Origin of the sequence: Synechococcus sp. CS-1328, from assembly GCF_025128095.1 — a bacterium.
Lineage (GTDB): Bacteria > Cyanobacteriota > Cyanobacteriia > PCC-6307 > Cyanobiaceae > CBW1002.
Genome location: NZ_JAHLYT010000007.1, coordinates 25,738 through 51,140, shown reverse-complemented (window position 1 = coordinate 51,140; position 25,403 = coordinate 25,738). Strand labels below are relative to the sequence as shown.

Here is a 25,403-nt window from a genome sequence, read left to right as displayed (position 1 = left end):
TTGCCACTCCAATTCAAGACATCCGTGGCCTTTTTCAAATTCAATCTGATCGGCCACTGATGCAATGACCACCCCACTCCTGCGACCCATCTGCAGCCTCAGCACAGGCCTGCTGCTTTTCACTGGCATCGGGGTTCTCGCCCAGGCATCAGCGAAGGTGACCTCGGTGGCCCCTGATCGGCCTGCAGTAGTGACCCAGGCCAATGGAGAGAGCAGCAACACCTTGCTATCAGAAGTTGTTGAGTTGAATCGCCAGGTGACGGCCCTTTATCAGCAAGGCAAGTATCACGAGGCGACGCAGATACAGGTAAAGGTTCTAGCCTTGATGGAACAACTCCTGGGGCCAGATCACCCCGGCACAGCCAGAGGCCTCAACAACCTCGCGCAGTTACACAATGAACAGGGAGCTTACGCCAAGGCTGAGCCCCTCCACCTTCGCGCCTTGGCCATCAGAGAGAAGACGCTGGGGCCCGATCACCCCGAGACCGCCAACAGCCTCAATAACCTCGCGGAGTTGTATGACAACCAGGGCAACTACGCCAAGGCCGAGCCCCTCTACATCCGCGCCCTGGCAATCAACGAGAAGGCGCTAGGGCCTGATCACCCCGGGACAGCTCAAAGCCTCAGCAACCTCGCACTGCTCTTCCTCAACCAGGGCGCCTATGCCAAGGCTGAGCCCCTCTACATCCGCGCCCTGGCGATCAGTGAGAAGGCGCTGGGGCCCGATCACCCCGATACCGCAATCAGACTCAACAACCTCGCAACGCTTTACGACAGTCTGGGTGCTTACGCCAAGGCCGAGCCTCTCTACCGCCGCTCCTTGGCGATCAGGGAAAAGGCTCTGGGCCCCGATCACCCTGGTACCGCCATCGGCTTAAACAACCTCGCAAATCTTTACCAACTCCAGGGCGCTTACGCCAAGGCCGAGCCGCTCTACCTTCGGGCGCTGGCGATCCAGGAGAAGGCTCTGGGGCCCGATCACCCCGATACCTCCACCAGCCTCAATGACCTCGCCCTGCTCTACTGGGAGCAAGGCGCCTATTCCAAGGCCGAGCCCCTCTACATCCGCACCCTGGCAATCAACGAGAAGGTGCTGGGGCCTGATCACCCCGAGACCGCCACCAGCCTCAACAACCTGGCAGCGCTGTACGACAGCCAGGGCGCCTACACCAAGGCCGAGCTCCTCCACCTTCGCGCTTTGGCGATTAAGGAGAAGGTCCTTGGGTCCGATCACCGCGATACTGCCAAAAGCCTCAACAACCTCGCAGCGCTTTACAGCCGTCAGGGCGCCTACGCCCAGGCCGAACCCTTCTCCATCCGCGCCCTGTCGATCTACGAGAAGGCGCTGGGGGCCGATCATCCCGATACAGCCACCAGCCTCAACAACCTCGCATTCCTTTACGTGAACCAGGGCGCCTATGCGAAAGCAGAGCCCTTCCTGCGTCGTGGCATCCGTATCCAAACACTGTTTCTGCAACGAGAAGTGCCTTTACTGCCGGAGGCCCAGCGGCGAGCCCAGATTGACGTGCTTGACCAAGCCTGGGAATTCGCGTACACCTTCGCCGGCCTCTCCCCCGACGGCACCTCCCTGGCCCTGTTCACCCGGCTGAACCGCCAGGGGCTGCTCCAGGAGATCGAACAGCGTCTGGCACTGCTCGCCCGCTCGCCGGGCCCCCAGCAGGAGCTCAGCCAGCAGATTGCCGGCCTCACCAGTCGCCTGGCGGATGTGAACCTCAGCCCCCCCCAGCGGCAGACGCTCCAGCAGCAAGTGGGTGATCTGGAGAAGCAGCTCTATCGCCTGCTGCCCGCTCTGCAGCCCCATCTGGTGGAACCCGGGGAGGTCGCCCGCGTTCTCCCTGCCGACGGGGTGCTGGTGGAGTTCCAGAGGTATCGGCCCTATGACGGCCGCCAGCCCATTGACAAGCGCTGGGGGGAGCCGCGCTATCTAGCCTTGCGGCTGTTCCCCGATGGCCGCATCACCAGCCACGATCTCGGCCTGGCCTCCGGGATTGAGCCGCTCATCCGCAACGCCCTGAAGATCTCCGAGAGGGGGGAGCAATCCCCCAACGACGCCTGGGTGCAGGTGAGGGACAAGGTGTTCCCCCCTGCGCTCCTGAGCCAGCTCAAGGACCGCAACCAGTGGTTCCTCTCCCCCGATGGCGAACTCAGCCGCATTCCCTTTGCGGCCCTGCCCGCACCGGAGTCCCTGGGCCCTGGGCAAGGCCCCCGCTGGCTGGCCGAGGTGGTGCGGCTGCGGCTGATCACAAGCGGCCGCGATCTGCTCCCAAAGCCTCGAACGACCCAGGTGCAAGCTGGTCAGGCCCTGGTGATCGCCGATCCAGAGTTCGGGGCCCCTGGCACCCCCTGGGCTTCCCTGCGGGCGACCAAGAACGAAGGGCAGGAGATCGCGGCTCAGCTCAAGGCCACCCTGCTCACGGGATCGCAGGCCACCGCGCCCGCCCTGCAACGCATCAAAGGGCCCAGGGTGCTCCATGTCGCCAGCCATGGCTTTTTCTCGGATCCCCAGCCCTCCCCCGTCAACCAGGGCCCGAGGAGCCGGAGTGCCGCCTTCTCGGGCCCTCCAGCCAGCACCGGTGACCCCCTGTTGAACAGCGGCATTGTGCTGAGCGGCGCCAACCGCCATCGGCGGCCGGTCCAGGGCGCCTCCGCGCAAGCCCTGGCCGCCTCCCCCCGCGATGGAGACGACGACGGCTACCTCACCGCCAAGGAAGCCTCCCGCTTGCAGCTGGAAGGCACCGAACTGGTGGTGCTCTCCGCCTGCGACACCGCCACGGGCGTCAGCCAGAGCGGGGAGGGGGTGTACGGCCTGCAACGAGCGCTCACCGTGGCCGGCGCCCGCACCACCCTGCTCTCGCTCTGGAAGGTGGATGACGAGGCCACCGCCGTGTTCATGCAGCGCTACTACACCTTGCTCAAGGCCGGCCAAGGCAGGCAGGGCGCTCTCGTCCAGGTCCAGGAGGAGTTCCGCACCAACCCCAGGCACAAGGAGTGGAAGGACCACAAATACTGGGCCGCCTGGCAGCTCACCGGCGACACCGCTCCCTTGCCGGGCCTATGAGGGTTGAACACACTGAACCAACCCCACCCACCTGCCGTCGTGTCCCAGACCTCGACCCCCGGGTTGCTGATGGCGAGCCTGCTGCTGGCTGCCAGCACCGGCGCCGCCCTGGCCCCAGCAGCCGCTGCCGCCCCGAATCCAGCGGCTGACCTGGAGACCGCGGTGCAGGCCGCCAGCCGCTCCCTGCAGCAAGCCTGGAAGGGGGATCCAGCCACCGCCCCCCTGTCCTGGCCCAGGCTGCGGCTGGTGAGCGCCGGCGGCACCGTTGCGGCCGGCTGCCCCGGAGCCCGAGGCGCCAGTGCCGACACCAGCGCCCTCTACTGCCCCGACAGCGGCGAACTGCTGCTCGATGCCAAGTCCCTCAGGGGCGAACGGGAGCGCTACGGCACCTGGGGGATCGCCTACTGGATCGCCACCGGCCTCGGCCAGGCGTTCCTCGCCCGTCAGAGCAGCGGTACCGCCAGCCCGGGGGCGGCCGCCAACCTGCAGGCCGTCTGCCTGGCGGGTGTCCTGCTGGATTCCAGCCCGGGGCTCAAGCCCAGCCTCCCGGCCCACAAGCTCTCGCCGGCGCGCACGGCCTACGCCAGCCCTGACGCGGCCCTCCAGGGCACCCGCAGCCAGCGGGCCTATGCCCTGCTCAGCGGGTTCGGCGCCACCGCCTCCCCCTGCACCGCCGCGGCCATGAACGGCCTGGCGGCGGACCGCGTCAGCGATCCGAAGCTTCTGAGCGAGGTGGGCGTCGATCCGGGCAACCGGGCCCTCACCAGTGTCAGCGACGCCCTGACGGCCACCTGCCGCAAACCCCTGCGCTGCCCCCGCCGGGTCGGTGAGGTGTTCGCGGCCTCCCGTCCCTGAGCGATGGCCGAGCCCGACCCGACGACGCCCGCCACCGCGCCTGCACCGACTGGGGCGACGACTGACGGGGCGGCAGTGACCAAGGACCCGGTGCCCTCCTGGGCACGCTCCAATCACCTGCACAACTGGATCCAGTCGATCGGCATCGTGGTGGCGGCCACCTGGGGCGCCTACACCTTCATCTGGAAGGAGATCCTGGTGCCGGAGATGGCCCCGGCGAGCCTCAGCCTGCAGATCAACGTGAGCCCCAGCCGCAGGCTGCGGCCCACCCAGGTGGCGGGCCGGCCCAACCTGGAGCTGGAGCTGGAGATCACCGCCTCCAACTCCAGCAGCCGCAACCTCTACCTGCTCCCCAGCGTGTGGCAGCTCAAGGGGATCCGTCTCCAGCAGCATGGCGAGGATCCTGGATTCGCCGATCGGGCCACCGAGGTGCTCTATCTGCTGGGGCCCCAGGACCGGGCCGAGCGCTTCGCACCCGCCGAGCCCGGCCGCACCCTCTCCACCGGCTGGCTGTTCCTGGACGACGTGATCCACCCCGGCGAGAAGCTGAGCCGCAACCTGCTGCTGCGCCTGCCTGCTGGGCGCTACCAGGCCGCCAGCTTCGATCTGCTCATTCCCGCCCTCACCCGGGCACCACAACAGAGGCTGTTCGGGGGGCGCAGCCTGCGCTGGTCCTACAACTCGCAAGCCGCAGCCGGTGCGGAACTGGTGCCCAACCTCTGCCCCCGCAACCCCTCCCAGGACTGCCTCCCCATCAGCCTGGACGCCCTGACCAGGCAGGTGAAAGCCTTCGACCCCAAATCGATGTTCTTCAAGACCACCCGAGAGGTGGCCTTGTAGAAGCCGGGGCCACCGACCACCTCCGCCCGCCCGTTCTCCCTGAACGGTCCAGAGCGACCTACCGCTGTCAGAGTGCATGGATCCAGACCCGCTCGCCGCACCCTCCCAGGCGCCATGCACCTGACCCCCCAGGAGAAGGACAAGCTCCTGATCGTGACCGCCGCTCTGCTGGCGGAGCGGCGCCTGGGCCGCGGCCTCAGGCTCAACCACCCGGAAGCCGTGGCCTGGCTCAGCTTCCAGGTGCTCGAAGGTGCCCGCGATGGCAGAACCGTGGCCGAGCTGATGGCCGAAGGAAGCACCTGGCTGAACCGCGACCAGGTGATGGAAGGGATACCTGAACTGATCGACGAGGTGCAGATCGAGGCCGTGTTTCCCGATGGCACCAAGCTGGTCACCCTGCACGATCCGATCCGCTGATCCCGATCCACTGATCCCCAGCCGTTTCCTGTCCCCCCGCAGCCGCTGCCCACCATGGCCCCCCTGATTCCTGGCGAACTGCTGAGCGAACCCGGCACGCTTGAACTCAACGCCGGGCGTCCGGTCACCACCCTGCTGGTGGCCAACAGCGGCGACCGGCCGATTCAGGTGGGGTCGCACTTCCATTTCCACGAGGCCAACAGTGCCCTCAAGTTCGACCGCGACGCCGCCCGGGGCCTGCGGCTCGACATCCCGGCCGGCACCGCCATCCGCTTCGAGCCGGGCGACAGCCGCGAGGTGCAGCTGGTGCCGTTCGCCGGAGAGCGCCAGGTGTTCGGCTTCAACGGCCTGGTGAACGGACCGCTGGACTGACTCCCCCCGCTGGGCTGACAGCCCTGGCACCCAATCCGCCACCACACCCGTTCCACTTCCTCCGCCTCCCGGCCCTGGCCGGTCCCCCCCAAAGCTCCGGCCATGCCCTACCGCATCGATCGCCGCTCCTACGCCCAGACCTACGGCCCCACCACCGGCGACCGCCTGCGGCTGGCGGATACCGAGCTGATCCTGGAGGTGGAGCGCGACTGCACCACCTATGGCGATGAGGTGAAGTTCGGCGGCGGCAAGGTGATCCGCGACGGCATGGGCCAGGCCCAGACCACCCGTGCCGCCGGGGCGGTGGACACGGTGATCACCAACGCCCTGATCCTCGACTGGTGGGGGATCGTCAAGGCCGACATCGGCCTGCGCGATGGCCGGATCGTGGCGATCGGCAAGGCGGGCAACCCCGACATCAGCGATGGCGTCGACATCGTGATCGGCCCGGGCACCGAAGCGATCGCCGGCGAGGGGCACATCCTGACCGCCGGCGCGATCGACACCCACATCCACTTCATCTGCCCGCAGCAGATCGAAACCGCCCTCGCCAGCGGGGTGACGACCCTGCTGGGCGGCGGCACCGGCCCGGCCACCGGCACCAATGCCACCACCTGCACGCCCGGCGCCTTTCACCTGGCCCGCATGCTGCAAGCCGCCGAAGGCCTGCCGGTCAACCTGGGCTTCTTCGGCAAGGGCAACGCCAGCACGCCGGAGGCTCTGGAGGAGCAGGTCCGGGCCGGTGCCTGCGCCCTGAAGCTGCATGAAGACTGGGGCACCACCCCGGCCGCGATCGACTGCTGCCTCTCGGTGGCGGATCGGATGGATGTGCAGGTCTGCATCCACACCGACACCCTCAACGAAGCCGGCTTCGTGGAAGACACGATCCGCGCCATCGGCGGCCGCACCATCCACACCTTCCACACCGAGGGGGCCGGCGGCGGTCACGCGCCGGACATCATCAAGATCTGCGGCGAAGCCAACGTCCTGCCCAGCTCCACCAATCCAACGCGCCCATATACGCGCAACACCCTGGAGGAGCACCTCGACATGCTGATGGTGTGCCACCACCTCGATCCGCGCATCCCGGAAGACGTGGCCTTCGCCGAGTCGCGCATCCGCCGCGAGACGATCGCCGCCGAAGACATCCTCCACGATCTCGGCGCCTTCAGCATCATCGCCAGCGATTCCCAGGCGATGGGCCGGGTCGGGGAGGTGATCATCCGCACCTTCCAGACCGCCCACAAGATGAAGCTGCAGCGCGGCCCCCTGCCGGACGATGCGGCGGGCCCCGGCGGCGGCCGCAACGACAACTGCCGCCTGAAGCGCTATATCGCCAAGGTGACGATCAACCCGGCCATCGCCCACGGCCTCGACAGCCAGATCGGTTCGGTGGAGGTGGGCAAGCTGGCCGATCTGGTGCTGTGGAAACCTGGCTTCTTCGGCGTCAAGCCGGAGCTGGTGATCAAGGGAGGCTCGATCGTCTGGGCCCAGATGGGTGATGCCAACGCCTCGATCCCCACCCCGGGCCCGGTGCACGGCCGGCCGATGTTCGCCGCCTACGGCAAGGCCCTGGCCCCCAGCTGCCTCACCTTCGTGAGCCAGGCCGCCTTGGACGACGACCTGCCGCGGCGCCTGGGGCTGAGCCGGCCCTGCGTTCCGGTGGTGAACACCCGCGGCGGCATCGACAAGGAGACGATGCGCAACAACACGGCCCTACCAAAAATGGAGGTCGACCCCCAGACCTATGAGGTCTACGCCGATGGCGAGCTGCTCACCTGCGAGCCCGCCGAGGTGCTGCCGATGGCGCAGCGCTATTTCCTGCTCTGAGGCTTGCAGCCTCTGACGCTTGCAACTTGTCCGGCGCTGAGACCTGCGCTTTGGCCTGATCGAGTCTCCAGTGTGCAGTGGGGTTGCACTGAAACCTGAAACCTTGTGCTGAAACCTGTTCATGCAGCGATTTCGCGCTTGGTGGAGCGGCGGCAGGGCAGCAGGGGCGGCAGGGTCTCCAGGGGCTTCTCGAATCCCACTCCAAGGGTGACGATGAAGCCAGCGCGCACGAACCAGCGCAGCTCAGCCGGCATCACATCCACGCCGAAGGAGGGGTGGGGCCGCAGATCCAGCCGCACCCGCAGGAGCTGGGCCAGAGGCATGGGCTGATCCTCCGTGATCAGCAGACAGAAGCCGCCCACGCTCACATCGAGGATGTCGGCGAGATACCAGGCGGAGGCCGGTTGGCCGTCCTCATCCAGCACCTGCACGGCGATCGGGCGGCAGGCCTCCACCGGATTGCGGAGATGGCGGCGGGTCTCCTGATCGTCGCTGGGGCCGATCGACGGCTGCAGAGAGGTGCCGGCGAAGAAGCTGCCCGAGTACTCCAGGGCTAGTCCGCCATCAGCATCGCTGAACGGGAGGTAGTGGCCCAGGGAGGTCATGACAGGGGGGGTGCAGAACGAGAGTTGACCAGATGGCGCGGCGCTGGTGCGTGTCGGGAGTTGTTGCGGGTCGGGGGTGTGTTGAATCCGCAGGGTTTCCGATCAACAGTGCTTCTGCAGGAAAAGGCGTTTCCAGGAGAAGCGGTGGCGGCGAAATTACGATGAAAGTGCCGGATCGGCACACTGCCTCTGATGCGATGGGTCGCGATGGGTCGCGTCAACGACCCTGACGCTTGCCCAGGCTTGAGCCCTGAACAAACTCAATCAACATTCATCCATACGATCTCACCATTGTAGGCGCAGCGCTTTGAAAAACCTGTCACCTTCACAACGGATCAGGAAGCCATTCAGGCAACCAGCAGCCCCCGGCTCCACGCGACCTGCCTCCCACGAAACCTCAGGAGCAGAGCGGGGCCAAGGCGACAGCCACGGAGCTGGGCCAGGGCCGTAGCCTCAGTACAAAGCCGGCTTCCGACGCCCCCTAACCGGTTTCAGCCATCCACACTGTTCGAAACGGACCACCTGGCAGAAAAACAGCGAAAGATGGCATGAAGCTCCAGACGCCAAGCAGCCATTCCGTAGCCGTTCATACTCAGAGGTGCCCCCGGCGCTCAGCATGATCCGGCAAGGTCAGCCGGAGCCGGGACATGTTTACCGAGTACAAACCCAACCGCGGCTACGACGAGTACTTCAGCTCCACCGATGAACCCCGGGCGGCACTGCGGCCCCTGCTCTCCTCGCTCGGCAACCTGGGGCTTGAGGAACTCAACCGCAACCATGCCGCCGCCGGCATGCTGCTCAAGCGCCTCGGGGCGACCTTCCGCCTCAATGATTCCGGCAACCGCGGCGTCGAACGGATCCTGCCCTTTGATCCTCTGCCGCGGCTGATCGCCGTCGGGGAATGGCAGAGGCTGGAACTGGGCCTGATCCAGCGCCTCGAAGCGATCGACCACTTCCTGGCCGATGTCTACGGCGATCAGAAGATCCTCAACGACGGGGTCATCCCCCGCGCCGACGTCGAGAGCTCCCAGGGCTGGCGGCCCCAGATGCAGGGCTTCGAGCTGCCGCTGGGCCGCTGGTGCCACGTTTCCGGCCTGGATCTGGTCCGCGACGGCCAAGGCACCTGGCGCGTGCTGGAGGACAACCTCCGCTGCCCGTCCGGGGTGGCCTACTTCCTGGAGAACCGGCGCGTGATGAAGCGCATGTTCCCCAGCCTCTTCCAGGGCCGCACCGTCCAGCCGATCGACGACTACCCCTCCCACCTGCTGCAGACCCTGCGGGAACTCGCCCCCTGGACCGAAACGCCGAAGGTGGTGCTGCTGACGCCCGGTGTGTTCAACAGTGCCTATTTCGAGCACAGCTATCTCGCCCAGCAGATGGGCATTCAGCTGGTCGAGGGGCGCGATCTGATCTGCCAGGACGACCGGGTCTGGATGCGCAGCACCAGCGGGCTCGAGGCGGTGGATGTGATCTATCGCCGCATTGACGACGACTTCCTCGATCCGGCGGTGTTCCGCAGCGACTCGATGCTGGGCGTGCGCGGCCTGATGGCCGCCTACCGCGCCGGCCGCGTCGCGATCGCCAACGCCCCCGGCACCGGCGTGGCAGACGACAAGTTGATCTATGCCTATGTGCCGGAGATGATCCGCTACTACCTCAGCGAGGAACCGATCATCGAGAACGTGCCCACCTACCTCTGCTCACGAGACGAGGATCAGGCCTACGTGCTGGCCCATCTCGGCGAACTGGTGGTCAAGGCCGTGGCCGAGGCCGGTGGTTACGGCATGCTGATCGGCCCCCATGCCAGCGCCGCTGAGATCAGCGAATTCGCCGACAAGATCAAGGCCAATCCCCGCAATTACATTGCCCAGCCCACCCTGGATCTCTCCACCGTTCCCTCCCTCAGCGAAGGCGAACTCTTCCCCTGCCATGTCGATCTGCGGCCCTACGTGCTGCGCGGCAAGGGGGCCTGGGTCAGCCCGGGAGGACTGACCCGCGTGGCCCTGCGGCGGGGTTCCCTGGTGGTGAACTCCTCCCAGGGGGGCGGCTGCAAGGACACCTGGATCGTGGACGAACGCCAGAGCGAGGAGGCGGGCGCATGCTGAGCCGCGTCGCTGAATCGCTCTACTGGATCAACCGCTATGTGGAGCGGGCCGAGAACATCTCCCGCTTCGTGGAGGTCAGTGAAGCCATGGCGCTCGACTGCCCGCCCGGCAGCGCTGAACCCTGGCTGCCCCTGATCGACGCCAGTGGGGATCGCGAGCTGTTCGACAAGCTCTGCCCAGCGGGCTCGCCCACCGACGTGGTGCAGTTTCTGGTGCACGAAGCCGAGAACCCCAACAGCATCGTCAATTGCATCGCCGTCGCCCGCGAGAACGCTCGCCAGATCCGCGAAGTGATCACCACAGAGATGTGGGAGCACATGAACGATCTCTACTGGACCCTGCAGGAAAATGAGGCGTTCTGGCGAAAGCCTCCCCAGGAGCAACTGCATGAGATCCGGCGGGGCTGCCAATTGTTCTATGGCATCACCGATGCCACCCTCAGCCGCGATCTCTCCTGGCAGTTCAGCCGGCTGGGTCGCCTGATCGAGCGGGCCGACAAGACCACCCGTATCCTCGATGTGAAGTACTTCCTGCTGTTGCCGAGCCCGGAGGAGGTGGGTGGTGTGCTCGACGAACTGCAGTGGATTTCCCTGCTGCGTTCGGCCGGGGCCTATCAGATGTTCCGCCAGTCGAGCCAGCGGGCGATCGAACCCAAGGCCGTGGCCGCCTTCCTGCTGCTGGATCCGGTGTTTCCCCGTTCGGTGCGTTACTGCCTGGAGCGCATTCACGACACCCTCAGGATCGTGCAGGGCCGCTCCGTACCCGGTGCTCCCGATGCACTCGAATGCCTGAGTGGCCTCACCCTGGCCCGCTGGAGTTACACCCGCATCGACGATCTGATCGCCACCGGTCTGCACGAGGCGATCGACGCCTTTCAGAGCGATCTCAACGCCATCCACGATCTGATCGAGGCCCGTTACTTCGAGGTGGCCATCCCCGCCAGCTCGGACAGCAGCGACAGCTCCGACGCCTGATCTCCCCATCCAGCGGCTCCACTCCACCGGCATGCGCGCCCGCGTCACCCACACCCTCACGTATCGCTACAGCGCACCGGTGCTGCTCGGTCCGCACCGCTTCTGCCTGAGGCCCCGCGGCCACGGTTTTCAACACCTGCGCTCCTTTGGGCTGAGCATCACCCCCGAACCCAGCCGCCTCTATCCGTTGATCGCCGCCAGCGGTGATGAGATCCTGCGGGCCCGCTTCCTCGACGCCACCGAGGTGTTTGAGGTGAAGGCCATCAGTGTGGTGGACACCCTAGTGCCGGCACCCCTGACCATTTGCCTGGAGGAGAACGAACCGCTGCTGCCCTATCCGATGGGCCATCTCAACAGCGATCTGCTGGGAAGTCTCCAAGGCTGGTTACCGAATGGCCAGCACGATCCGGCAGCGGTGGACCTGGCCCAGGAGGCGCTGATGGGCTCCGACCAGCGGGCGCTGATGTTCCTGAATCAGCTGGTGGAGATCATCCAGGACCGGGTGAAATACACCCAGCGCCACATCGGCCCGGCCTGGCCGGCCGGCCGCACGCTCAAGGAGCGGGTGGGGTCGTGCCGTGACCTGGCGATGCTGATGATCGAGACCTGCCGCTGTGTGGGCCTGCCGGCCCGCTTCGTGAGCGGCTATCACCTAGTGGAGCCGAGGCCGAAACGCTACGACCTGCATGCCTGGGCAGAGGTGTATCTGCCGGGGGCCGGCTGGCGGGCCTTTGATCCCAGTGGCATGGGCGCCATCGACGACCGCTACATCCCGGTGGCCACCTCCTCGAAGCCGGAACTCACCGCCGCCGTGACCGGCAGCTTCTCCGGTCCCCCCAAGGTGACCAGTGAGCTGGAGTGGAGCATCGAGGCCGAAGAACTGGCCATGACCGAGGCGTTGGCGGCCGTCTGACGAAGCCGAAAAGATGCCGAAACCCCCATCATCGGTAGCGATTGGTGCAGCATCGCCACCCCAGCGGGGAGCATGAAGGGACCACCCTTTGATCCAGATGCGGCACAGTGCCGCGCCCCCGCCATGGTTCTTTCCCCCCATCCCTCGGGCACCGAGTCCAGCCATGGCCTTGCCGAGGCGATGCGCCGGCACCTGTTCTTCAGCCAGGCAAAGGCTCCGTCGCTGGCCACCAGCCACGACCACTACCGCAGCCTGGCCCTGGCGGTGCGCGACCGGCTGCTGCAGAGCTGGGTGGACACGGCCGAGTCCTACACCGAGCAGGGGGTGCGCACGGCCATCTACCTCTCGGCCGAGTATCTGCTGGGCCCCCACCTGGAAAACAACCTGGTCAACCTGGACCTGCGGGATGAGGCCGAGGCCGCCTGTGAGGAACTGGGCCTGGATCTTGAGGAACTGATCGCCGAGGAGCCGGAACCGGGCCTGGGCAACGGCGGCCTCGGACGACTGGCGGCCTGCTTCCAGGAGTCGATGGCCAGCCTGGAGCTGCCGGCGATCGGCTACGGCATCCGCTACGAGTTCGGCATCTTCCGCCAGGGGATCGGCCCCACGGGCCAGGTGGAGAGCACCGACCCCTGGCTGAGCCGCGGCAACCCCTGGGAGGTGATCCGGCCGGAGTGGAGCTACCCGGTCGAGATCGGCGGCCAGATCGTGATGGGCGTGGCCTACGACACGCCCATCCTCGGCTACGGCGTGCACACCGCCAACACCCTGCGGCTGTGGTCGGCCCAGGCACCCGACGACTTCGACTTCGCCTCCTTCAACGCCGGCGACTACCCCAAGGCGGTGCTGCGCAAGACCCAGTCGGAGACCCTCTCGAAGGTGCTCTATCCCAACGATGAGATGGAGCAGGGCAAACGCCTGCGGCTCAGCCAGCAAATCTTCTTCGTGAGCTGCTCCCTGCAGGACATGTTCCGCATCCTGCAGGGGCAGGGCCTGGCGGTGACCGATTTCCACAAGAAGTTCGCCGTTCAGCTCAACGACACCCATCCGGCGATCGCGGTGGCGGAGCTGATGCGCCTGCTGATCGATGAGCACGGCGTTGACTGGGACACCGCCTGGACGATCACCACCGCCTCGATCAGCTACACCAACCACACCCTGTTGCCGGAGGCGCTGGAGACCTGGGGGGTGGAGCTGTTCGAGCAGTTGCTGCCGCGGCAGCTGGCGATCATCTACGAAATCAACTCCCGCTTCCTGCGCATGGTGCGGCTGCGCCATCCCGGCCAGCCCCATCTGCTGGAGCGGCTCTCCCTGATCGAGGAGGGCGAGCAACGCCGGGTGCGCATGGCCCACCTCGCCGTGGTGGGCAGCCACCACATCAATGGGGTGGCGGAACTGCACAGCCAGCTGGTGAAGGAGCAGTTGTTCCACGACTTCGCCGCCCTCTGGCCGGAGCGGTTCTGCAACATCACCAATGGCGTCACACCACGGCGCTGGCTGGCGGTGTCGAACCGGCCGCTGGCGGCCCTGCTGGATGAGGCGATCGGCTCGGGCTGGCGACGGGATCTCGATCAGCTCGAACGGCTCGAGCCCCTCGCCAGCGACGCCGCCTTCCTGGAGCGCTGGCAGGGTGTGCGCGAGCAGGCCAAGCAGCGCCTGGCCCAGGCGATCCGTCAGGAGGCGGGGGTGCTGGTGGACACCACCTCCCTGTTCGACGTGCAGGTGAAGCGGATCCACGAATACAAGCGCCAGCACCTGGCCGCCCTGCAGATCGTGGAGCGCTATCTACGCATCCGCAATGGCGAGCAGCTGCCGCCCCGCACCTTCATCTTCGGGGGCAAGGCGGCGCCGGGCTATGCCATGGCCAAGCTGATCATCCGCCTGATCGTGGGCATCGCCGAGATCGTCAACATCGATCCGGCCATGGACGGGCGCCTGCGGGTGGTGTTCCTGCCCAACTTCAACGTCAAGCTGGCCCAGCGCATCTACCCGGCGGTCGATCTCTCCGAGCAGATCTCCACCGCCGGCAAGGAGGCCTCCGGCACCGGCAACATGAAGATGGCCCTGAACGGCGCTCTCACGATCGGCACCCTCGATGGCGCCAACATCGAGATCCGCGAGCGGGTGGGCGAAGACAACTTCTTCCTGTTCGGCCACACGGCCGAGGAACTGGCGGTGATCAACCACAACGGCTACCACCCGATGCCCTGGCTGGAGAACGACCCCGTGACCCGCGAAGCGATCGACCTGATCGGTTCCGGTCACTTCAGCGAGGGGGACCGCGACCTGTTCCATCCGCTGCTGGCTAATCTCTGCAGCAGCGACCCCTTCCGGGTGATGGCGGACATCGGCGATTACCGCCGTGCCCACAATGCCGTCGACGCGGCCTGGAGTGATCCGAGCCGCTGGGGCACCATGTCGGTCCTGAACACGGCCCGCTGCGGATTCTTCAGCAGTGACCGCTCCATCCGCGAGTATGCCGAGCGGATCTGGCAGGTGGAGCCGGCGCCGGTGCGAGCCTGCAATGTGGTGGGGGGCACCGGCGACGGACGCCACTCCTGAGGCAGGCCGGCAACGGTCGGTCGCTGTCCGTCCCACCCCCCCGGGTTCCGTCCTTCTTCAGCGCCACCATTGTCCCAGCCTCCGGTCCACCACCTCTCCTCCGTTCACGCCGCCGACGCCGCTGGAACGCAGCCCCGGCCACCGGCGGCAGCTGCCGTGGCCGAGGCCCGGCTGAGGGCCGCCGGCATCCACCTCACCCTCGGCGGCGAGCCCACCTACGTGCCGCTCGAGCCGGAGGGGGCCGAATGGAGCGTCTGCGCCGATGGCCCCACCAAGCTGCCGATCGCCCAGCGCCTGGCGCGGGAGCTGCAGCAGCAGGTGTGGCCGGGCAGCACCCTGCTGTATTGCCCCGGCAAGCGCTACGAGGGGGAGGTGAATCCCCGCTGGGCCCTGAGGCTGATCACCGGCCTCGATGGCAGTCCACCGCCAGTGCGCTGGCCCGAACCCTGCCAGCCGGGTGAACTGGGCAACCCCCTCACCGCCGCCCAGGCAACCGCCTGGCTGGCGGATCTGGGAACGCGGCTGGGGGTGGAGCTGCATCCGGTCGAACTCAGCGATCCGCTGGATCCACTCCGGCGGGTGTGGGCCGTGCCGCTCACCATCGATGACGCGAGCCCACCGGAGGACCGTGATCCCGCACAACCCGCCTGGCTGGCGGTGCCCTGGCCCCTGGCCGAGGAGCACCGCCAGCTCAGCGGTGCCCCCGGGCCCGCCGGTCTGCGCCTGCCGCTAGAACACTTTCCCGACCACGCCCCCCGCCAGGTGCTCACCCTGGAGGTGGTGGAGCCGGATGGGGTGGAGGAGACCGGCAGCTGGGATCTGTTTCTTCCCCCCTTGCTGAGCGATCCCCTGGAGCTGCTGCTGCAGGCGGTGGCCGATGGCCTGGCGGATTCGGTGCAGGGCGCCCCCCTGGCGGCCCCGGCCCTGAGCGGTGTGCTGCCGAGTGATGGACCAGGGCGCTGGCAGGTGCTCGGTCTCACCGCCGATCCGGGCGTGCTGGAGATCAACCTGCCCGTCTGCCACAGCTGGGCTGAGTACGACGGCTGGTTGCGGCGGCTGGAGAAGGCGTGCGCCACGGTGGGCCTGCGCAGCTGGAAAAGCGCCGCCGGCGGGCGCCAGGAGAGCACCGGCGGTGGCAACCATCTGCTCTGGGGTGGCGCCAGCCTGGAGCAGAACCCGTTCTTCGGCCGGCCGGCCTGGTTGAGCGGCATCCTGCGCTACTGGCAACACCATCCCAGCCTGGGCTACCTGTTCAGCGGCACCTGCGTGGGGCCGGCCTCCCAGGCGCCACGGCCGGATGAAGCGATCGGCTCCCTGTTCGACCTGGAACTGGCCTATAGCTGCATCGAGCAGTCGGATGCGGGCAACACCGATGGCCAGCCCGACGCCAGCGCCGATCGCCGCAGCCTGATCGGCGAAACCCTGCGCCACCTCCATGCCGATCGCAGCGGCAACAACCACCGCAGCGAGATCAGCTTCGACAAGTTCTGGAATCCTGGCGCGCCAGCGGGCTGCCTGGGACTGATCGAATTCCGGGCGCTGGAATCCCTGCCTCGGGTGGAGTGGAGCAGCGCCATCGCCCTGCTCTGGAGCTCCCTGGCAGCCCACCTGCTCGAGCCACGCCACCGGCCGGAGCAGCTGCGCCCCTGGGGCCCGGAACTGCACGACCGCCTGCTGCTGCCCAGCCAGCTGTGGGCTGATCTGGACGCGGTGCTGGCGGCCCTGGCGGATGACGGCCTTGGGCTCAATCCCACCCCCTTCCAGGAGTTATGGGAGTGGCGTTTCCCCTCCCTGCTCGACTGGCAGGACGGCGCCGCCTGGCTGGAGATCCGTCCAGCCCTGGAACCCTGGCCGCTGATCTGCGACACCCCGGTGGAAGGGGGCTTCACCAGCCGCTTCGTGGATGCTTCCCTGCGCCGCCTGGAAATCCGAGCCAGCGGCAGCTTCCGCGATCACCACCACCTCCGCCTCAATGGCCGCCTCCTGCCGCTGGCACCGCTGGCGGCGGGGGGTGAGGAACCACCGCTGGCGGTGCGCTATCGCCACCACAGGCTCTACCCCTGCATGCATCCGGCGATCGAGCCCCACATGCCGCTGGAGCTGAGCATCGAGCAGCACAGCCCGAACGCCGAAGGCAACCTGAACACGGTGGCCCGCTTCTGCCTCAACGACGACGCCACCAGCTTCAAGCCGATCATCCGCAGCGGCTGGGTCGGCGAAGGCGACGCGCCCCCCTGGACCCTGCCCGCAGATGACCTCTGCACGGTGGATCTGCGGCTGCCCTGAACCGACCCGCCCGCGTCCGCTCAGGGCTCAGGCGAGTTGGTCAGTACTCGGGCGGGCTGGGCGGCCGTGGTCCCACCAGCGGATCGGGCGGCCCCCAGTCCCAGGAGCCGCACCAGAAGTTCTCGGGCACGATCCGCCAGTTGTTGTCCCGGCTCGGCTGGGGCGGCAGATTGCGACAGGAGAGCAGGCCATCGGCATCGAACGCCGCCGAACGCCGCGCGAAACGGCAGTTGGCACAGGTCTGCTGGGAGAGCTGCAGGGACATGGCGGGGAAGCGAGGCGCTGCTGCAAACGCCGGAAGACCGCTGGCGGTAGTCCGCAGGCGGTAGAGGAACGCCCAACCGTAGAGGCAGTTCGCCGATCAGGGATCCCGATAGGCGGCGGCGATGGCATGGCGCTGCTCCCTGGCCCCGAGCAGGGCGTCGACACAGGCACGATCGAGCTTGCCGGCGACAGCCATCTGCAGCAGGGTCGCCTCGGCCAGCTCAGCGGGGAGAGCGTCGTAGATGTCCGCCACTGCCACGATGCGGGCCTCCAGGGCAATGGACCCTGCCTCGAGGCCGAAGGGATAGCCGCTGCCATCCAGCATCTCGTGGCGGCCCGCCAGCATGCGATGCAGCATCTGCGCCTTGGGGCTGGCCACCAGGCGCAGCCCCGCGATCAGGGCGTCGACCAGCTCCACGCCACGCAGCACCTGGGCCTCCAGACTGCGGCGCTCCTCCACGCTGAGACGACCGGGCTTGCTGACCAGGGCGACGGAGGTGAGCTGGCTGCCCACATCGCCAAGGGAGGCGAAGCCATAGAGATCGGCGGCAAAGTCTGGGGCGAGCGGTCGTCGGTGCCCCAGTTCCATGGCGATCAGACGGCTGTAGAGCGCCACCCGCTCCACATGATCGGCACTGCCACCGTCGGGCAGATCAGACAGCTGCAGGGCGAGCTGCACCGACTGCCGCAGGCTGTGGACCAGGCCCATCTCCTGCACGATCAAGCTGGCGCTGAGTTCCACCCAGGGCTGCAGACGCTCCAACAGATCGGCCGTGAACAGACCCGGCTCAATCGCATTGAGGAAGAGAAAACCGAGCAGCTCATCGCCGCAATGAAGCGGCACGGTGTAGGAGCTGCGCCAGCCCTGCTGGAGCAGCCAGCGGGTGTGGGGGGAGATCGGTGGCAGCTCCGCCATCATGTCGTCGATCACCCTGCACTGGCGCGACTCGGCCAGCCGACCCAGGCTGGGGATGGTGGCGAGCCGATGGTCGTAGAAGGTGAGGTTGGGGGCGACGCAGCTGTGGCTCGCATAGGTGCTGAGCAGATCATTGCGGGGCTCATAGAGCGCGAAGGCCAGCCGCTCCACAGCCGGCACCTGCCTGCGAATCTGCCCGTGCAACGCAGCCAGACGCTTCTCCAGGGGCTGGCAGACGTCCAGGCTGGTGTAGGGCTGGGGGAACAGGGTGGCCATGCAGCTGACGAAGCTCGCCGGGTTGGAAACAACGGGGCCTGCGGAAACGTGGTTGTGCCGGCAAGGGGAGACCCGGTTTCAGTGTGCTCACCCCAGCCAGGGGCGGGCCGGAACGCTCAATAAAGCGTTCCACTGCAGCCACTACATTGAATCCACCCAGACCAGGCCGTACGGCGCAGATCCAGGGCCCTGCAAGACGTGTCGATGCCGTTGTCAACGCCGAAATCCAATGGCGGTGATGCAGAGGGGGGTGATGCCGAGAAAGCAGGCGCCCTGGCCAGCCTCAAGGACCTGGCTGTCGCCAGCCTGGAGCTGGTCCACGACGCCATCCTGCTGATCGAGGCGGCCAGCGGCGCCTTGATCGAGGCCAATCCCGCCGCCCAGCGGTTGCTGGAAGGGGGATCGGGCAGGCCAGGCAGCGGTCCCGATCCGGCCAGCCAGGCGGATCCTGCGGTGCTGTCCGCTCTGCTGGCTCAGCTGCCGCCCCTGAGCCAGCTGCGGCAGCAACCCATGGGCCGCGCCACGGCCCTGTGGACGGCCATGGATCCAGGCCGCCCTGTGGAACTCACCTATCGGCTGCTGGCCCTGGAGAGCGACAGCGGCTCCCTGGAGGCTTTGTTGCTGGTGCTGCATCCGCCCCTGGAGCCGCAGGATTCTCCTGGGGCAGGGCAGCTGCAACACCTGAACGATCTGTTGAACGAGGCCGAACGGCAATCCAAGATCGGCAGCTGGGAGCACGTGCACGCCACCGATGCGCTGGTCTGCTCCAGGGAGGCCCGCCGGATCTGGGGACTGCCCGACAGCGGCGATCAGCCCCTGCGCTTCTCCAGCCTGCTGGCCCGGCTCGACCCCGACGATCAGACCAGGCTGCTACAGACCTATGAGCGAGCCAGCCAGACCGGCGATCCGTTCCAGGTGGAGTACCACCTGCAGCTGCCCCATGGACCCCGCAGGACCCTGCGGCAGCAGGGCGAGATCGACTATGCCGCCAACGGCGAGCCGCTGAACACGGTCGGCACCCTGCAGGACATCACCGAGATCAACGCCCTGCAGGAGCAGCTCGAACAGGCCGCCTACACCGATCCGCTCACCGGACTGCCGAACAAGGCCGCCAGCCTGCGCCATCTCGAGCAGCTGCTGCAGGGGCGGCCCTACAACCAGTGCATCGGCCTGATCAACCTCGATCTCGACAGCTTCCAGTCGATCAACGACAGTTTTGGACCGGAGGCCGGCAACCGCCTGCTCTCCGCCATGGCGATGTGGCTGCGCAACCGGCTGGAGCCCGACGACTGGATCGCCCGACTGGGCAGCGATGAATTCCTGGTGATCCGCGGCCACGGCACCCACTCCCCGGGCGATGCGGTGGCCCTGGCCAAGGAGCTGCAGCAGTCGTTGATCCAGACGGCGCAGCTGGCCCCGCAGCTGCCGATGCAACCCAGCGCCTGCTTCGGGGTGAGCACCTGCCCGGAGCACGGCATCGACCCCCACCTGCTGCTGCAGGCCGCCAACACCGCCCTGATGGAGGCCAAGCGCCGGGGCAGAAACCAGCTGCATGCCTATTCGACCAGCCTCAGCACCCGCATCCGCGAACAGCTGGATCTGGAGATGCAGCTCAGCCATGCCGTGGAGCGCCAGCAGCTGCGGCTGGTGTATCAGCCCCAGGTGGATGGCGAGGGGCGGCTGATCGGCGCCGAGGCCCTGCTGCGCTGGTTCAAGACACCGGCGACCTGCGTGCCCCCCGATCTGTTCATCCCCCTGGCGGAGCGCTCGGGCCAGATCCACACGATCGGCGCCTGGGTGATGGAGGAAGCCTGCCGGCAGCTGCGGCAGTGGGACCTCCAAGGCCTGAGCCTGCCGCTGCTGGCCGTGAATGTGTCCGCTGTGCAGCTGGAGCCGCAGGACCCACCCCTGGAGGCGTCCCTGGCGGCGGCCCTGGCACGCCATGCCATTCCGCCGCAACGGATCGAGCTGGAGATCACCGAAACCGCCCTGATCAGCAATCCCCAGCAAGCGCGCCAGCAGCTGCAGCAGCTGGCTCATCGGGGTTTCCGCCTGGCCATCGACGACTTCGGCACCGGCTTCTCCTCCCTGGAGACCCTGCACGCTCTTGCGCTCAACAAGCTCAAGATCGATCGCTGTTTCATCAACACCCTCGAGACCGACCTCACCGACCAGGTGATCGTGCGCGCCACGTTGTCGATGGCGCGGGAGCTGGGGCTGGAGACCCTGGCCGAAGGCGTGGAAACGGCTCAGCAATGGCAGCTGCTCAAGCAGCTGGGCTGCGCCAGCTTCCAGGGCTATTTCTTTGATCGCCCCCTCACGGCCGAGGCCTTCGCGCAACGCCTGGGCGAGCCCCGCACCAGCTCAGCCTGAGAAGCCCACCAGCTCGACCTGAAAGGCGGGCAGCCTTAAAAGAAATGCTCCGGGACATACCAAGCTGTGTCACGTGTCGAGGTGGCACTGGGTTCAAGGCTGCGCCTGACTAGCATGGGTTGTATTGGAGCAAGTGAGGCTGGCACTGGGTGACCACGCTGGGGTCTCAAGCGTCGTCGAATCTGAACGACCCTCTACGCGCCAGAATCCCCTTGGTCAGGAGCAGCAGGCGCCACGCGTCAGCGGAGCAGGCGTTGGACAGCCAGGCGTCTGAAGACGCGTCTTCCCAGGACCAGATTGCACAGACCCAGAGTTCACAGGGCCAGAGTTCACAAGGCCAGTCTGACGAACCGGCGGACAACGCCATCCCCTGCGCCGTCAGCCTGGCTGAGGTGTTCCGCTACGCCCCGGAGGTCAGCGGCGACGATTACGTGCTGTTCGATCCGGTGGGGCTCCGCTTCCTCGACTGCAATCGCTCCGCCCACGCGCGGCTCGAATACGGCCGGGAAGACTTTCTCGCGCTCGATCCCGCCAAAATTCAGGCCGATGCCAGCGAGTCCTGCGTCTGGCTCGCCAAACTGGCTGCTCGGATGCTGCAGGAGGGACATGGCAGCTTTCCGACATACCACCGCAGCCGCAACGGCCTGATCCACAAGGTGACCGTGCGCTTCCTGCGGGTGCAGGTGGGCGAGCAACCGGTCATCCTGCAGGCCTTTCTGGATCAGACCGAAGAGGGGGAGGCCCTCTGGAAGCTCTCCCGGATGTACCGGCAGCTCAATGAAGCCGAAGAACTCAGCCACATCGGCAGCTGGGAGCTGGTGCATGCCACCGGTCACCTGAGCTGGTCAGACGAGACCTACCGGATCTTCGAAGTGGATCCCGAGGAACCGCCCACCAGCTACAACAACTTCCTGGATCTGGTCCACCCCGGCGACCGCAGCGCCGTGGACGCCGCGTATCAGAAGGCGCTGCTGAGCGGCAATGGCTATCGGATCCAGCATCGCCTGCTCTTCGCCGATGGACGCGAGAAGCACGTGCTGGAGCGGGGCAAGACCAGCTACGACAACCAGGGATTTCCGCTGATCACGATCGGCACCGTGCAGGACGTGACCACCATGCACGAACTCGAGACCCAGCTGGAGCATGCCGCCTACCGCGACCCGCTCACCGATCTGCCCAACAAGGCGGCCACGCAGCGCCATCTGGAGCAGATCCTGCAGAGCAGGACTTACAACGACTGCATCGCGCTGATCAATCTGGATCTCGATCAGTTCGATTCGGTCAACGAGACCTTCGGGCCCGAGACCGGCAACCGGGTGCTCTGCTCCACCGCCCTGACGCTGCGCAACCTGCTCCAGCCAGACGATTGGGTGGCCAGGCTGGGCAGCGACGAATTCCTGGTGATCCGCCATCGCGGCATCGGCTCGCAGGGCGCGGCGATTGAGCTGGGCCGCTGGCTGCAGAGCAAGCTTGGTTCAGGCAGGCTCGTGGGACAGACCCTGCCGGTGCAACCCACCGCCTGCGTGGGCGTGAGCTGTTGCCCCGAGCATGGCAGTGATGCCCGCACGCTGCTGCAGTGCGCCAATTCAGCCCTGATGGAAGCCAAGCGCCGCGGCCGCAACCAGCTACAGAGCTATTCCACCAGTGTGAGCCAGCGGCTACGGGACCGGCTCGAGATGGAAACTCAGCTCGACTACGCCGTGGAACGGGAGCAGCTGCGCCTGGTCTACCAACCCCAGGTGGATGGGAACGGCATGATCGTGGGCGCCGAAGCCCTGGTGCGCTGGACCAACCACCTAGGGGTGACCATTCCTCCCGACCAATTCATTCCCCTGGCGGAACAGACCGGTCAGATCCATGGGATCGGCGCCTGGGTGATTGAAACCGCCTTTGCCCAGATCCTGACCTGGCGGAGCCAGGGACTGATCGTGCCACCGATCGCCGTGAACGTGTCGGCCGTGCAACTCGAGCCCCGCCTGCCCTCCTTGCCGGATGCGATCACCGCAGCCATGCAGCGGAATGGCCTGGAAGCCAGTCAGGTGGAGCTGGAAATCACCGAAACGGCCCTGATGGCCTATCCCAAGCAAGCGGCCGAGCAGCTGAACGCCCTGACCACGATGGGCTTCCACCTGGCGATCGACGACTTCGGCACCGGCTACTCCTCCCTGGCGACGCTGCATTCCCTGAATCTGAGCAAACTCAAGATTGATCGCTGCTTCGTGGATCGCCTCGAGCAGACCTCCGCCGATCAGGCGATCGTGCGCGCCACCATCAGCATGGCGCGGGAACTGGGGCTGCGCACCCTGGCCGAAGGCGTGGAAACCGAGAAGCAGTGGCAGCTGCTGCTGGAGCTGGGCTGCGATCTGTTCCAGGGGTACCTGTTCGATCGCCCCCTACCCCAGGACCAGTTCGCCAGCAAACTGCAGCGCGCCACTGCTCTCATTGCCGCTTAAACGGCAGCGCTTCAACGGCGTTACTTCAACAGCTCCGCCTACCAGCGCACGCCGTGCAGCTTCGGCAGGGGAGCGGTGCGGGAGGTGGTGGCGAACAGCCGGGGGATGCGATGGCTGTTGTACACCCGGAACTCGCGCACCACACTGGCCCCCTCGGCGCGCACGGCCTGGTTGATCACCACCGAGCCATTCGGGTCGGAGACGGAGCGGTGGAAGGTGCCGGGGGGGATGCGCAGGATGTCGCCGCCGGTCTGCAGGCGCACGATGTGGAACGGGTAGTTCCAGCCCAGGTTGACCAGGTAGAAGGTGCGGCCGCCGTGCAGGGCGAGCAGGTTGTCCTCCTGGTGGGGATGCAGATAGAACTGCCAGGCGCCGGTCTCGGGATCATCCGGAGGGCTGATCGCCGGGCCGCTGTGCACCACCAGGTCGCGGGCGTTGGAGGTGGGCACGGTGATGTCGTAGAAGCGCACCGCCGGCGTATCGCGGAAGCGCTCATAGGGCACCATCTCGAACATCGGTGCCGGCCGCGGCACGGATCGTTCACTCTCCTGCTGCAGGGGCAGAGGGGAGGGATGGGCTGCCGCGGAGAGGGGGGTGGCGGTCATGACAGGAGATCCGCATCAGACGGATCGGCGGCTGAGTACTACCAGTGAACCGAACCAGTGGCCCCCTGAACCGTGGGCGTCACTACGGAATGCCGCCCGGCCTCGTCCAGTTCGGGCATTGACACCAGCCCATCAGCTGACGCGCCAACCACGGCAACCGGGGGAGAAGGGCTCGCAGACTGCGGAGTGGTCGTTGTGGAACCCAGCCATGAAGCGCAGAGTCCCTGAGGGCCAGCACGGCAAGATTTCGCACAGTCCAACCCTCCAGATGAGCACACAACCCATGGCGGCGTCCTGGATTCGGCTGGCCCTCGCGTTGCCCCTGCTGCCCCTGCTGCTGGGGTCGCCGGCGGCGCAGGCGCAGCAAGTGATCCGTGGTGGAAAACCCACTGTTTCGGTGCCGAACTTCAAGAACACCGTGACCCAGCCAGCCTGGTGGTGGCAGGGTCCTGTGGCCACGGATCTGGCAGCGGCACTGGCCAACGAATTGCAAGCCACCGGCACCCTGCAGGTGGTGGAGCGGCAGCAATTGCAGGAGGTGCTGTCGGAGCAGGAACTGGCCGAACTGGGCATCGTGCGCAAGGGCGCCAATGCGGCACAGAAAGGCCAGATGACCGGAGCCCGCTACTTCGTGCTCGGTACCGTGACCTCCTACGACTCCACGGTGGATAGCAAGAGCTCAGGCAGCAATTTCGGCCTGATGGGCTTCGGCACCCGCAAGGAGCAGCTCGAAACCAAAGACTATGTGGCCATCGACGTGCGGGTGGTCGACAGCAGCAGCGGCGAGGTGGTGGGCCATCGCACTGTTGAAGGTCGGGCGAGCAATGTGAGCGCGGCGCGAGAATCGGGAGGAAGCCTCTTGCCAGCAGCCGGACTGGCCCTCTTTCTGGCACCGAATATGGGGCGCACCGGCCAGGCCCTCACAGGCGCGGCCGGCACCCTGAATTTCGGCAACAACAGCAGCGAAACGCAACGCACACCGGCGGCGAAAGCGATCCGCGCAGCCCTCGTGGAAGCCTCGGATTACGTCAGCTGCCTGCTGGTCCCCCAGGGAGACTGCATGGCCCGCTATGACGCTCAGGACTTCGAGCGCCGCCAACGCACCCGTGGCACGCTGCAGCTGGAGTGATGGCCACAACAGCAACGTCGCGGATGGGCCGCCATGGCGCAGGTGCCACAGCGACCCATCACACGGAACCTTCAGGGAGCCCTCAGGCCCCCGTAGAGCTCACTCCTCGTCGTCGATGCCGCCGACCGGCACGAGACGAATCTGCTTGCGGCCGAGCTTGATTTCAAACTCTTCGCCGGGCTGCAGGCCGAGCATGGCGGTGTAGGCCTTGCCGACCAGGAGGTTGCCGTTGAACTGCACCTTGGTGATGTAGCTCAGCTTGCGGCCGCCTTTGCCAACGCCTTTGCTGCCGCCGTCGCCGAGGCTGACGCCCTTGGCTTCGAGCAGAGCTTCGTAGAAAGCGGTGAAGTTCAGCCGCTCGCTGCCGTCTTTTTTGGTGCTGACGTAGCCGCAGCTGCGGACCAGTTCGGATTTGGAGACATCGCCCAGTTCCTTGACCTTGGCGAGTAGATCGGATCCCGTGAGCATTGGGTCGATGTGATGAACACACCGAACATAGCGGGTCGTGGTCATTCAGGCAGCCACGGAGGTCCTACACGATGCGACCGA

Annotated in this window: 19 protein-coding genes; 14 read left to right on the top strand and 5 right to left on the bottom strand. The window is 66.7% G+C overall.

Annotation, left to right across the window (positions count from 1 at the left end):
• Positions 1 to 64: 64 nt before the first annotated feature.
• From KQ310_RS01030 to ureC, 6 genes are all read left to right on the top strand, one after another.
• Positions 65 to 3,079 (top strand): CHAT domain-containing tetratricopeptide repeat protein, encoded by a 3,015-nt coding sequence (locus tag KQ310_RS01030; RefSeq protein WP_259719942.1) that lies wholly within the window; start codon positions 65 to 67, stop codon positions 3,077 to 3,079.
• 39 nt (positions 3,080 to 3,118) lie between these two features.
• Positions 3,119 to 3,934, top strand: coding sequence for a hypothetical protein (locus KQ310_RS01025; RefSeq protein WP_259719941.1), 816 nt, complete (start codon positions 3,119 to 3,121; stop codon positions 3,932 to 3,934).
• Positions 3,935 to 3,937: 3 nt separating this feature from the next.
• Positions 3,938 to 4,774 (top strand): hypothetical protein, encoded by an 837-nt coding sequence (locus KQ310_RS01020; RefSeq protein ID WP_259719940.1) that lies wholly within the window; start codon positions 3,938 to 3,940, stop codon positions 4,772 to 4,774.
• Positions 4,775 to 4,888: 114 nt separating this feature from the next.
• The gene (locus KQ310_RS01015) at positions 4,889 to 5,191 is read left to right on the top strand and encodes an urease subunit gamma (protein ID WP_259719939.1); all 303 of its coding nucleotides are present in this window, start codon (positions 4,889 to 4,891) and stop codon (positions 5,189 to 5,191) included.
• Between the two features lie 54 nt (positions 5,192 to 5,245).
• Complete coding sequence (locus KQ310_RS01010; RefSeq protein ID WP_259719938.1) at positions 5,246 to 5,563, top strand: urease subunit beta; 318 nt, start codon at positions 5,246 to 5,248, stop codon at positions 5,561 to 5,563.
• Positions 5,564 to 5,665: 102 nt separating this feature from the next.
• Positions 5,666 to 7,393 (top strand): urease subunit alpha, encoded by a 1,728-nt coding sequence (gene ureC / locus KQ310_RS01005; RefSeq protein WP_259719937.1) that lies wholly within the window; start codon positions 5,666 to 5,668, stop codon positions 7,391 to 7,393.
• 119 nt (positions 7,394 to 7,512) lie between these two features.
• On the opposite strand, the gene KQ310_RS01000 is transcribed toward ureC, so the two are convergent.
• Positions 7,513 to 7,998, bottom strand: a complete 486-nt coding sequence (locus KQ310_RS01000) for a PilZ domain-containing protein (protein ID WP_259719936.1) — start codon at positions 7,996 to 7,998, stop codon at positions 7,513 to 7,515.
• A 647-nt stretch (positions 7,999 to 8,645) separates the two neighbouring features.
• Between KQ310_RS01000 and KQ310_RS00995 the strand changes: the two genes are divergently transcribed.
• The 5 genes from KQ310_RS00995 to KQ310_RS00975 all read left to right on the top strand — a co-directional run bounded on the left by KQ310_RS00995 (position 8,646) and on the right by KQ310_RS00975 (position 16,838).
• Positions 8,646 to 10,103, top strand: a complete 1,458-nt coding sequence (locus KQ310_RS00995) for a circularly permuted type 2 ATP-grasp protein (RefSeq protein ID WP_259719935.1) — start codon at positions 8,646 to 8,648, stop codon at positions 10,101 to 10,103.
• Entirely contained in the window at positions 10,097 to 11,077 is a 981-nt protein-coding gene (locus tag KQ310_RS00990) for an alpha-E domain-containing protein (RefSeq protein WP_259719934.1), read from the top strand. Before KQ310_RS00995 ends, KQ310_RS00990 begins: the two co-directional genes overlap by 7 nt.
• A gap of 31 nt (positions 11,078 to 11,108) precedes the next feature.
• The gene (locus tag KQ310_RS00985) at positions 11,109 to 11,990 is read left to right on the top strand and encodes a transglutaminase family protein (RefSeq protein ID WP_259719933.1); all 882 of its coding nucleotides are present in this window, start codon (positions 11,109 to 11,111) and stop codon (positions 11,988 to 11,990) included.
• 123 nt (positions 11,991 to 12,113) lie between these two features.
• Positions 12,114 to 14,552, top strand: a complete 2,439-nt coding sequence (locus KQ310_RS00980; protein ID WP_259719932.1) for a glycogen/starch/alpha-glucan phosphorylase — start codon at positions 12,114 to 12,116, stop codon at positions 14,550 to 14,552.
• A gap of 69 nt (positions 14,553 to 14,621) precedes the next feature.
• Positions 14,622 to 16,838 (top strand): transglutaminase family protein, encoded by a 2,217-nt coding sequence (locus KQ310_RS00975; protein WP_259719931.1) that lies wholly within the window; start codon positions 14,622 to 14,624, stop codon positions 16,836 to 16,838.
• Positions 16,839 to 16,878: 40 nt separating this feature from the next.
• On the opposite strand, the gene KQ310_RS00970 is transcribed toward KQ310_RS00975, so the two are convergent.
• Positions 16,879 to 17,103, bottom strand: a complete 225-nt coding sequence (locus KQ310_RS00970; RefSeq protein WP_259719930.1) for a hypothetical protein — start codon at positions 17,101 to 17,103, stop codon at positions 16,879 to 16,881.
• Positions 17,104 to 17,199: 96 nt separating this feature from the next.
• Entirely contained in the window at positions 17,200 to 18,294 is a 1,095-nt protein-coding gene (locus KQ310_RS00965; protein ID WP_259719929.1) for an HD-GYP domain-containing protein, read from the bottom strand.
• Between the two features lie 204 nt (positions 18,295 to 18,498).
• Here KQ310_RS00965 and KQ310_RS00960 point away from each other — a divergent pair, with 204 nt between their 5' ends.
• Together KQ310_RS00960 and KQ310_RS00955 are read left to right on the top strand one after the other, a co-directional pair.
• On the top strand, positions 18,499 to 20,667 hold the full coding sequence (locus tag KQ310_RS00960; RefSeq protein WP_259719928.1) for a bifunctional diguanylate cyclase/phosphodiesterase: 2,169 nt from the start codon (positions 18,499 to 18,501) through the stop codon (positions 20,665 to 20,667).
• Positions 20,668 to 21,059: 392 nt separating this feature from the next.
• Entirely contained in the window at positions 21,060 to 23,120 is a 2,061-nt protein-coding gene (locus KQ310_RS00955; RefSeq protein ID WP_259719927.1) for a bifunctional diguanylate cyclase/phosphodiesterase, read from the top strand.
• A 38-nt stretch (positions 23,121 to 23,158) separates the two neighbouring features.
• Here the strand turns inward: KQ310_RS00955 and KQ310_RS00950 are convergent, their stop codons facing one another.
• Entirely contained in the window at positions 23,159 to 23,635 is a 477-nt protein-coding gene (locus tag KQ310_RS00950; protein WP_259719983.1) for a redox protein, read from the bottom strand.
• Between the two features lie 358 nt (positions 23,636 to 23,993).
• Here KQ310_RS00950 and KQ310_RS00945 point away from each other — a divergent pair, with 358 nt between their 5' ends.
• The gene (locus tag KQ310_RS00945; RefSeq protein ID WP_259719926.1) at positions 23,994 to 24,854 is read left to right on the top strand and encodes a CsgG/HfaB family protein; all 861 of its coding nucleotides are present in this window, start codon (positions 23,994 to 23,996) and stop codon (positions 24,852 to 24,854) included.
• Positions 24,855 to 24,953: 99 nt separating this feature from the next.
• Here the strand turns inward: KQ310_RS00945 and KQ310_RS00940 are convergent, their stop codons facing one another.
• A complete protein-coding gene (locus KQ310_RS00940) occupies positions 24,954 to 25,322 on the bottom strand; it encodes an AbrB family transcriptional regulator (RefSeq protein ID WP_259719982.1) in 369 nt (122 codons plus the stop codon).
• Between the last annotated feature and the right edge of the window lie 81 nt (positions 25,323 to 25,403).